Source organism: Acetatifactor sp., assembly GCF_982438285.1.
This window is the reverse complement of sequence record NZ_CEWDFQ010000101.1, coordinates 1-9,179: the sequence shown is the minus strand read 5'-3', so window position 1 is coordinate 9,179 and position 9,179 is coordinate 1. Positions and strand designations below refer to the sequence as shown.

9 protein-coding genes are annotated in these 9,179 nt (G+C 48.7%); 1 reads left to right on the top strand and 8 read right to left on the bottom strand.

Annotated elements, in window-relative coordinates; all coding sequences use genetic code 11:
* Positions 1-152 precede the first annotated feature (152 nt).
* Positions 153-1,379, bottom strand: a complete 1,227-nt coding sequence (locus AC1WIP_RS06815) for a UTP--glucose-1-phosphate uridylyltransferase (RefSeq protein WP_481141141.1) — start codon at positions 1,377-1,379, stop codon at positions 153-155.
* A gap of 228 nt (positions 1,380-1,607) precedes the next feature.
* Here AC1WIP_RS06815 and AC1WIP_RS06810 point away from each other — a divergent pair, with 228 nt between their 5' ends.
* Positions 1,608-1,751 (top strand): hypothetical protein, encoded by a 144-nt coding sequence (locus AC1WIP_RS06810; protein ID WP_318703739.1) that lies wholly within the window; start codon positions 1,608-1,610, stop codon positions 1,749-1,751.
* A 99-nt stretch (positions 1,752-1,850) separates the two neighbouring features.
* Here AC1WIP_RS06810 and AC1WIP_RS06805 read toward each other — a convergent pair whose 3' ends face one another.
* From AC1WIP_RS06805 to AC1WIP_RS06775, 7 genes are all read right to left on the bottom strand, one after another.
* The gene (locus AC1WIP_RS06805; RefSeq protein WP_481141140.1) at positions 1,851-2,738 is read right to left on the bottom strand and encodes a leucine-rich repeat domain-containing protein; all 888 of its coding nucleotides are present in this window, start codon (positions 2,736-2,738) and stop codon (positions 1,851-1,853) included.
* A 10-nt stretch (positions 2,739-2,748) separates the two neighbouring features.
* The gene (locus AC1WIP_RS06800) at positions 2,749-4,266 is read right to left on the bottom strand and encodes an ATP-binding protein (protein ID WP_318709631.1); all 1,518 of its coding nucleotides are present in this window, start codon (positions 4,264-4,266) and stop codon (positions 2,749-2,751) included.
* Positions 4,263-5,552, bottom strand: a complete 1,290-nt coding sequence (locus tag AC1WIP_RS06795; RefSeq protein WP_481141139.1) for a vWA domain-containing protein — start codon at positions 5,550-5,552, stop codon at positions 4,263-4,265. Before AC1WIP_RS06795 ends, AC1WIP_RS06800 begins: the two co-directional genes overlap by 4 nt.
* Positions 5,553-5,617: 65 nt before the next feature.
* A complete protein-coding gene (locus tag AC1WIP_RS06790) occupies positions 5,618-6,739 on the bottom strand; it encodes an SLC13 family permease (protein WP_481141138.1) in 1,122 nt (373 codons plus the stop codon).
* Between the two features lie 128 nt (positions 6,740-6,867).
* Positions 6,868-7,143 (bottom strand): sporulation transcriptional regulator SpoIIID, encoded by a 276-nt coding sequence (spoIIID, locus tag AC1WIP_RS06785; protein ID WP_318703729.1) that lies wholly within the window; start codon positions 7,141-7,143, stop codon positions 6,868-6,870.
* An 87-nt stretch (positions 7,144-7,230) separates the two neighbouring features.
* Positions 7,231-8,202, bottom strand: a complete 972-nt coding sequence (locus tag AC1WIP_RS06780) for a carbohydrate kinase family protein (protein WP_481141137.1) — start codon at positions 8,200-8,202, stop codon at positions 7,231-7,233.
* A partial coding sequence (locus AC1WIP_RS06775) for a glycoside hydrolase family 32 protein (protein ID WP_481141136.1) occupies positions 8,199-9,179 on the bottom strand: 981 nt, incomplete at its 5' end. The genes AC1WIP_RS06775 and AC1WIP_RS06780, both read right to left, overlap by 4 nt.

The following is a 9,179-nucleotide window of genomic DNA, read 5'->3' as shown; positions in this document are numbered from 1 at the left end:
AGCCTGCTCCGCCTGTTACCAGAATCTTCATAATCCACTCCTGTTCTGCCCGCCAAGCGGGCGCAATCTCCTGTTTTGTTCTGTTTTCAGCTTACTAAAAACAACAGTTTCCCTCAATATCCATTTGTTATGAAAATCTGTCAAAATGTTAATTACAGTGTCACGCCGTTTTCCTGCAGCAGCGCTCTTGCACTTTCCACAGAGTCAATGCCCGTCCTGTTTTTGATGGGAGCAAACTCTCTGTTTCTTTCCACCTCAAAAGGCAGGCAGCTGTCCAGCTGATGAATCATATCAAGCACAAGGGTTTCATATTTATAGCCGTTTGGCTCCTGGGGCTTTTTAAGCTCCCCGTTCTCGTCCAGATAAGGAATCTTTTTTTCCACAATGTGAAGGGGCATGCTGGAAGCCATCATGTGCTCCAATTCCTCCTCGTGGAACAGATAATTCAGAATAACGCCGAAATTGTAGGCAGGCTCGCCGTTTTCATCCCTGGCGTTCATCAGCTCCTGTGTGAGCTCATAATATTCCACAATAGAGGGCCTTCCATCCTCCAGACACATCACGCCCACCTTTTCGTCAGGAGCGTTTTTGCGCACCACCTTGGCTCCCACCACACATTTTTTCTGTATAACGGCCCCAATAAAGCAAGGGTCCGCAATGCGCTGAAGCACATTATCCACCGCAAAAACATTCAGCCATTCAATCCCCTGTTCCTGTATCAGTTCCAGCAGTCCATTGCTTTTCAGAGAGGTAAACCAGCCGCCGTTTCCGTTGGGAGAAGTGGAAAGCCGCCCCTTGGCCTCCAGGTAAATTTTCCCCTGATAATCTGTAGCCGCCGCCATGTCCTGCTTGAAAAAGTGTACATATTCCTCCTGATATCCAAAATATCCATGCTCTTTCAGGAAAGAAACGGTAGCCTGATGATTCTTTTCGCTGGTCATCACAAACAGGTGAATCCAGGTCCCCGCCTCTTGAACCACCTCCATCAGATTGTTGATCAGGCATTCAAAAATATACAGCTTCCTGGTGATTCCCACATTGTACATTCCCTTAGGTTCATCCGATCCAAGACGAGTACCCATTCCCCCTGCCAAAAGCACGGCTCCAACCCGTCCCTGACGAATGGCCTCCATCCCCACAGCGGTAAAGCCTGCCCGGTTTGCTTCAATCTCATCCAGCTGCATGGAGGCAAGGGGCGTGATCACACCCTTTTTGATCAGTTCTTCCCTATGCTTACAGGCCTCTAAAATTCCCATGTCCGTCTCTTCAATCTGCTTCAGCAAAGACCCCTTCTCCTCTTCCGAAAGCTCTCCATAATATTTCAGAAGATGCTCCTGTCCATATTTTGCCAGCTTTTCCCTGGCCTGTTCCAGTGTCATACCCGTTCTCCTTTTCCTATTGCTTCGATTTAATTCCCATTATAACCCATTAAAACAGGGCAGGCAACGCCAACCACCAAAAAGTAACTTCCAAGCCCCAAAAGCAGACTGTCCTGCGATAAGATTTTGTTAAGAAAAGCGAGGTTTTATTTTTCCGCCCCCCAAAATGTTTTATGATAGAGCAGGATGTATAAGAGCAGGATATTAAAATGGAAAGGTGGTATTCACATGAATCTTGGAATTCTGATTATAGCAATCGTGGGCGGCGCTGCCGGCATTCTTTCCACACTTTTTTTGACGGTGAGTTTCCCTGCCGTCATTATTTGGAAAATTTACCGCAGAATACGCTACTCCATTCCCATAACAAAATAGTGTCTCAAATCCAAAACTTCGCCCGGAGCTCGTGCATGGCGCACCCCTTTCCGGGCGTTTTTTCATGGCAAAGTTTCAGCCAGACAGGGCTTCTTACACTCAAAGCTCCAGCCCTTCAAAAAAGTCCCCATACCCCAGCTTTTCTTCCTTCCAGCGCATAAAATAGGCCTTCATCTCCGGCTTGTCTTCTCCGCTATCCGCCACAACAGCCTGAAAATTTTCCTCCGTAAGACAGCCCAGCTGCGCAAAGAGACTGTAATATTCCCTGTCATTTCCATGCTCCAAAAGCACCACCTGCCAGGTCTCATCGCTCTCGCAGCCCTTTGTGTGCTCTAAAAGATATCTCTCCAGCTTTTCCCTGCGTTCATCAGACAAGCCCGTGGGGCAAAGCAGGCGCAGAAAAGAAAGCCTCACCTTTTTCTTTCTCTTTTCCCTGAGAAAAGCCTCAAAATCCGTGCTTCCGTAATCCTCCTCCCCACAGAGAACCTGTTTTGCATACCCCTCTGCATCCGGCGAATACAACAGGGAAAAAAGCTTCTGATCCCATTTGTCCAGCCATTCGCCGCTTCCTGCCTCAGAAATATTCAGCAGATAGTATGCCTCAAGGGAGGTAACCGCCGCCGCCAGCAGAAGGGAAATCTCCCGCCCGGCGCCCTGTGGACTGATTTCCTTCAAATTACCGCACTCCAAAAAAGCCGATCTGCCAAAGGAGATGGAGCTGCGGGGCAGCGCAATCTCTCTTAAGCCGTCGCAATAGGCAAAGGCCCAGTCCCCTACCTCCCTTATCGTATCCGGCAAAATTACTTTTCTCAAATTCTTTTTACTCAGGAAAGCCCTCTTATGGATGATCTCCACCGGCAGATTCTCAATGCGTTCCGGCACACTCACCTGGCTTGCTCCGCCACCCAGGCCCGTGACTGCAATTTTCCCATCTCGAATTTCATAATGCAGACTTCCGCCCGCAATTTCCAGCTCCTTTTCCTGCATTTTCCCTCCCTTAATCCAGCTTTAAATCCGCTATCCGGGCTTTTATCTCCTCTTTCCTTTCGTCCAGCAAAAGCGCCTCGTTATGCCTTTGATAATCCGGGCTGGGAAATGCCGCAAGAAACTGTGCGCTGTGGCTGTTAACCGTCAGCTCCGTCACCAGAATCAGCATTTCATTGCCTTGTCCAAAGGCTTCCTCTGCAAAGGCAAACAGCTCATGAAGCTCCTTCTGGATTCTTTCGGATTCCTTTTTGGCCCTGGCAACCTTTTTGTCATATTTTTCCTTCACAAGCACAAAGGCCTCCCTGCCGGAGGGGTAATCCCCAACATACAGTTCCTTTCTGCACTCCTCCAAAAACCGAATCACGCTTCTGTGCTTCTTTTTCTCTTCATCGGAAAGAGAGTTTGCCAGCTTCAGATTTTCCAAAAGCTTTTTTCTCCCCTGTGCCAGTCTGTCCAGCTCTCCCAGCACCTGCTCTGTGTACGCTTCCTGCGCCATGGCTTTTACCGCCTTCAAAGAGCCTTGCAGCTGTGTGAGACAGGAAAGCTCCTCCATACATTCCTTCATGTCCGCCAAAACCTTATCCAAGAGCATCCCAAGCAAGGAGAGCCTCTCGTCAAAAGGCGCTGCCTTGGCTCTGGAAATAGCCTGCACAGATGCCTGTCCGTTTAGAATCTCTTCAATGCGGTAATCCTTTTTGTATTTGCAGTATAAATCATAATAAGCGCAAAATTCCTTCACGATCTTATCGTTTCGCAGATACTGTCCCACCAGGGTTTCATCTGCCGTCAGGGCCTCATCCTCATAGAGATAAAGAATCTCGGACAAATCCTCCCAGCCTCTGGCCGTGACGTAGCTGCGCCCCTTTGTGGTCATTTCCATGCAGTAAAAATGCTCTTTTTTCAAATCCAGATAATTGATAATGGCATTATGAATACGCCTTTCCAGCGCATATTCCTTCCAAATGCGGTACTCGGGCTCCACCTCCAGAACCTTTAGACGGTCCATGGTGACCACATCAAACTCCCGCACGGATTTATTGTATTCCGGGGGATTTCCCGCTGTAACGATCACCCAGCCCTCCGGCACTGCATGACGGCCAAACACCTTATACTGCAGAAACTGCAGCATGGAGGGAGCAAGGGTCTCGGAGACACAGTTGATCTCATCCAAAAATAAAATTCCCTCCTTTATGCCGCTTTCCTCCATGGTGTCATATATAGAAGCAATGATCTCGCTCATGGTGTACTCCGACACGCTGTACTCTTTTCCGCCATAAGTTTTCTTTGTAATAAAAGGCAGTCCAAGAGCCGACTGGCGAGTGTGGTGTGTCATGGAATAGGAAACCAGTGCAATTCCCATTTCCTGAGCAATCTGCTCCATCACAGCCGTTTTCCCGATGCCAGGCGCTCCCAGCAGAAAGATGGGGCGCTGGCGCACCACAGGCACCCTGTACTCCCCGAATTCGTCCTTCTTTAAATATAAATTCACCGCATTTTTAATATATTCCTTCGCCTGTTTAATATTCACGCTTCTTCCTCCAGCTCTTCACTTTCCAAAACCACCTTCATGCTCCAGGGCGGCACCGGCGCACGGTGCTCGTCCTCATCCAGAAAGGCAAAAATCACTTCATAATCCGGCATTCTTTCAGGATAAATCCCGTAACCGTCCGTAAAATAGATAAGCCCTTTCAGGTTTTCAAACTCCCCCCGGGCTCTCAGCTGTTCCACATAGGAAAAGACAGGCCTGAAATCAGTGGCTCCAAACCCATTCAGCTTTCCATAACGCAAGAATGTGTCAAAATCGTCATCATTGGTTATTTTAGTGTCGCTTTGCACCTCGTTGTCACACTGAATAATGTGCACATTGATTTTGTGAAAGAAATTTTCACTTCCCTTTAGGAGAGAATAGGTTTTCTGCAAAAAAGCCTTTACCAGAGGGCCTCTGCAGGAAGCCGAGGTGTCTATGGCTATGACAAATTCTCTTACCTTGTTGGTCTCCTTATATTCCAAAGGCTCGATCAGGGGCAGATTGCCGTAATGTTCAAGACCATAGGTATAATAAACGTAATCAAATTCCTCATCATTTACCGTGATATCCTCTCCCATCACCGTAAACCTTCGCAGAATATCGCTGTAATCATAGCGCTCCTTTGTGACCTCCTCCAGATTCTTCTCCAGACTCTGGGCGCCGGAGCGTGCTTTGGTAAAGGATTTCAGATCAGCCTTGATCCGCTCACTGATCTTCTTCCACTGCTCCAGGGAAATCTCCAGCTCCTCCCTGGGCTTCCACAGAGTATGCACATCCTGAAAAAACAGCTCCCTCAGTTCCTTTAGCGTGCTCTGCGCAGGGGGATTTTTTCGGAAATAGCGGTAAATCCTCTCCGCGGTCAGGGAGCCTGTCTCCTCCTGTAAAAAATGAAGCTTCCGCCTTTCATCCTCATCCTGCTCCAATGCCGCGCCTGCAATCCCCATTTCCAGAATCACATTTTCCACCGCCATGTCCGCAGCCAGATCCCACAGCCCTGTATCCAGCTTTTCATACTGAAAGCTGTGGAAAAACACACAGTGAAGCAGCATATGCAGACAGCACCTGACCACCAGATTGGGATCCTGCTGGTAGCATTTTAACACAAAAACCGGGTCATAAAAGCACACAGACCCATCTGTCGCCATACAGCCCGTCTGGGGCATCTGCCTGTAGGCAAGCCTTGCCAGGGCTGTGTCAAAAAATCTCAAATGAATCAGAATATCGTCATGGGCAAGCTTCATAATTCTCTCAGCAAGCTCCGAAATCTTTTTGCCGTCCCCTTCCATGCAGGCCTCCTTCTCTTTGTTGTTTCAGTATAACATATTTTTTCCAGCACCGCACCCTGCATTTTTTAAGTCAGAAAAAGCGCTGTACCTGTCAAAACCGCCAGAAACAACAGATTCCATACCGTAAAGGTTTTCAAAAAGGCTCCCTTTTTATCCGGATATTCCCGTGCATAAAATTTAAAGGAAATCAAACTGGCAAGAGAGGCGATCAGTGTTCCCAAGCCTCCCAGATTCACTGCGGTGATCAGCGTCTCGTAATTTTCTGTAAATCCTGACAGCAGGATTGCCGCCGGCACATTACTGATTACCTGGCTGGCAAGAATGCCCGCCCACAGCTCCTGCCCATCCACCAGGGAAATCAAAAGACTGTTGATCCAGGGAATTCTCTTTATATTTCCAATAAAAATGAAAAAACAAAGAAAGGTGAGCAAAAGGAAGTAATCCACCGAGAGAAATACCTTCCTGTTTACCACAAGCACCGCCAAGGCCACACAGACAAGAACCGGCCCATAAGGCAGAATGCGAAGCACTACAAGCATACACAAAATCAGCAGCAAAAGAAACGAAAGCAAGGAAAAGAACCAGCGTGAATCCTTTCTTTTTTCCTCATTCTCCATTCCAGTCTTCCCAATGGCTTCTCCCCGCTCTGACAAAAGGATTCCCAAGAGCATAACCAGAGACAGTCCTGCATAGGGAAGCACGCACCGGCCAAACTGCGCCGCTGTAAGCCCTGAGATGGAATATAAGTAAAGGTTCTGAGGGTTTCCTATGGGCGTAGCCATGCTCCCCAGATTTGCAGCGATGGTTTCCAGTACAACCACCTTTAAAACCCTCTCCTGCCTTTGAATCATACGAAACACCAGGATAGTAAAGGGCACAAAGGTAATCAGCGCCACATCATTTGTAATCACCATGCTGCAGAAAAAGCATAGAAACACCAGCGCGGAAGAAAGCCCCCGTAAGCTTCCCACTCTTTTTAAAAGCGCCTGTCCAAGCAGGGTAAACACCCCAAGAGACTGAAAGCCGGACACAATGGTCATCAGGCAAAACAGAAGTGCCAGTGTCCTGTAATCCGGATAAGCCAGATAGGCAGCGTCCGGCAAAACTGCCGCGCAGGATAAAATAGCAAGAAGAAGCGAGATGCAAAAAACAGTTTCCTTTTTGAAAAAATTTTTAATTCGAATCATTGGTATTTTGCTCTGCCGCCTTTTATGCGGCCCTCCCTCATTTGACTTCATTATATCTTCTGTTTTTGGGTAAATCAATACCGCCGTTACAAAAACGGCGGCTCTTGATTCCGGCAATGAATATTCTGTTATTTCCCTCCGTCATTACAGGCTGCCAGCCTGTGCTGGTATTTTTCCCTGGTGGCAAGACCTCCGCGGATATGGCGCTCAGATTTATTGATATCCAGTACTTTTCTGGCCTGCTTGGCAAGAGCCGGGTTAATCTGCATCAATCGGTCTGTAACGTCTTTATGTACGGTACTCTTGCTTACTCCAAAGGTTTTGGCTGTCTGTCTTACTGTGGCATTGTGGTCTATAATGTAATTGGCAATGGCCACTGCCCGTTCCTCAATATACTCCTTCATGGGCTCCCCTGAGAACGTTTTTTACATCTTATTAGGGGTTTTACAAAAATATGCACGCCCATTTCCAAGAAGTGGTCAGCCTGTCATTTATCTGCCCGTCGCAGCTTTGAGGCAGGTGTTGATTTCCTCTCTGTCGGGCATTACCCGCAAGGCTCCCCGGCGCATGGTAACCAAAGCTGCCGCCCCATTGGCAAACCGCAGCATCTGCTCAAGCTCCCCGTCCGTAAGCTTCAGGCTCCCCTTCTCCAGCACCTGATGGAGAATACAGCCCATAAAGGTGTCTCCCGCTCCTGTGGTGTCAACAGGATTCTCCTGTACAAAGGCATTGACACGAACCATCTTCTCCCCGCAAAAGGCCATGCTTCCCGCCTTCCCCAAGGATACCAAAACCAGAGGAATGGCAAATTCGGACAAAATTTCCCTGGCTGCCGCCTCATAGTCTGTCTTTCCCGTAAGCCACTCCAGCTCATTGTCCGCTATCTTGAGAATCTGGCATTGGCTCAGCCCATAAAGTATCTGTTTTCTGGCCTCTTTCTCCGTATCCCACAGTGGAAGTCTCAGATTCGGATCAAAGGAAATCAAGGCCCCGGACTCCTTTGCCAGACTGACCGCCTCCTTGGCAGCCTCTCTGGCGGGAGAATCTGTTAGGGACAGGGAGCCAAAGTGAAAGATTTTTGCACTGCCAAGCAGCTCCTTTGGCAGCTCTTCCTTTCTCAGCATAATGTCCGCTCCCGGCTTTCGATAAAAGGAAAAATCCCTGTCGCCGTCCGGCTTTCTGCCCACCACCGCAAGGGTAGTAGGAATCCTTTGGTCAAAGCGCAGTCCCTGGGAGGAAATCCCCGTTTCTTCCAGGGCGTTTTTCAGCTGAAATCCAAAGCCATCCGCTCCCACCTTGCCGATAAAAGCAGTCCTTCGGCCCAGCTTCTGCAGCATGGCGAGCACATTGCAGGGCGCTCCCCCGGGATTTGCTTCATAAATGGGGTTTCCCTGGGCGCTCATCCCATTTTGCGTAAAGTCAATCAGCAGTTCCCCCAATGCCACCACATCGTATCCGGTCATTTTCCTACCTCGATTTCATATTTTTTCACATCCATATACGCCTTCCCACTGCAGGAAAAGATAATATCCTGAGCGGTCTGCGGGGTATAAATCAGAGAGGTCATCACATTTTCCCCCTCGTCCGCAAAAATTTCCACAGAGTAACGGTCTAAAAGTATCCGCAGTCTCAACTCTTCACTGGAGCTGCCCACCCGCATACTGCGGCTGCAGAGCACATCCCTTGTAAGGCCGGAATGGGTTCTGTCGAAGGTCAATATCCCATCCTCTCTGTCATATATGATTTCGGAATAGTGCTTTTTGTCCGAGGCCAGCCTGATCCTGAATTTCCCGTAATCCTGCCCTTTGACTGCAAGCTCCAAGTCAACGCTTCTGCCCCTTACATTTTCTAAAATAGTCTCTTTTTCCACAGCTACATTGGAATAGGCAGCCTCATTTTTGCGGTACCCCTCCAGCTCCCGCACCGGCTTCTGGAGGATTTTCCCATTTCTCATTGTCAGCTCCCTGGGAATGGTCATCATGCCGGACCAAAGATGCTCTGCGGGATAAATGGGATTGTCCCAGGACTGCATCCAGCCAATCATAATTCTTCTGCCGTCCTGAGACTGCATGGTCTGGGGCGCATAAAAATCCAGTCCATAATCCACACACTGTACCTCCTGCCTGCAAAAGCGCAGGGTCTCTTTACAGTAGTCGCCAATGAGAAATGCCGCATTGTTGCCATTGTGAAACAAAAGGCCGTCCGCCTGCATTTCCTGGGGCGAAATCATCAGCACCCGCTTTTTGCCCATGGGAAAGAAATCAGGGCACTCCCACATTCTTCCCAGCTTGTTTTGGGATCGGTCCAAAACCGAACCGAAATTCCAGTTTTTCAAGTCGTCGGAATAAAACAAGACGATCTGTCCGCTGCCATCCCCATTTCTGCTTCCTGCCACCACATAGTATCTCCCATCCTCCTTCCAGATTTTGGGATCTCTGAA

What these genes read in the sequence shown, in the direction of transcription:
- AC1WIP_RS06815 (WP_481141141.1), bottom strand. Translation starts at nt 1,379, where the DNA reads ATGACACTGGAACAGGCCAGGGAAAAGCTGGCAAAATATGGACAGGAG.
- AC1WIP_RS06810 (WP_318703739.1), top strand. Translation starts at nt 1,608, where the DNA reads ATGAATCTTGGAATTCTGATTATAGCAATCGTGGGCGGCGCTGCCGGC.
- AC1WIP_RS06805 (WP_481141140.1), bottom strand. Translation starts at nt 2,738, where the DNA reads ATGCAGGAAAAGGAGCTGGAAATTGCGGGCGGAAGTCTGCATTATGAA.
- AC1WIP_RS06795 (WP_481141139.1), bottom strand. Translation starts at nt 5,552, where the DNA reads ATGGAAGGGGACGGCAAAAAGATTTCGGAGCTTGCTGAGAGAATTATG.
- AC1WIP_RS06790 (WP_481141138.1), bottom strand. Translation starts at nt 6,739, where the DNA reads ATGATTCGAATTAAAAATTTTTTCAAAAAGGAAACTGTTTTTTGCATC.
- spoIIID (WP_318703729.1), bottom strand. Translation starts at nt 7,143, where the DNA reads ATGAAGGAGTATATTGAGGAACGGGCAGTGGCCATTGCCAATTACATT.
- AC1WIP_RS06780 (WP_481141137.1), bottom strand. Translation starts at nt 8,202, where the DNA reads ATGACCGGATACGATGTGGTGGCATTGGGGGAACTGCTGATTGACTTT.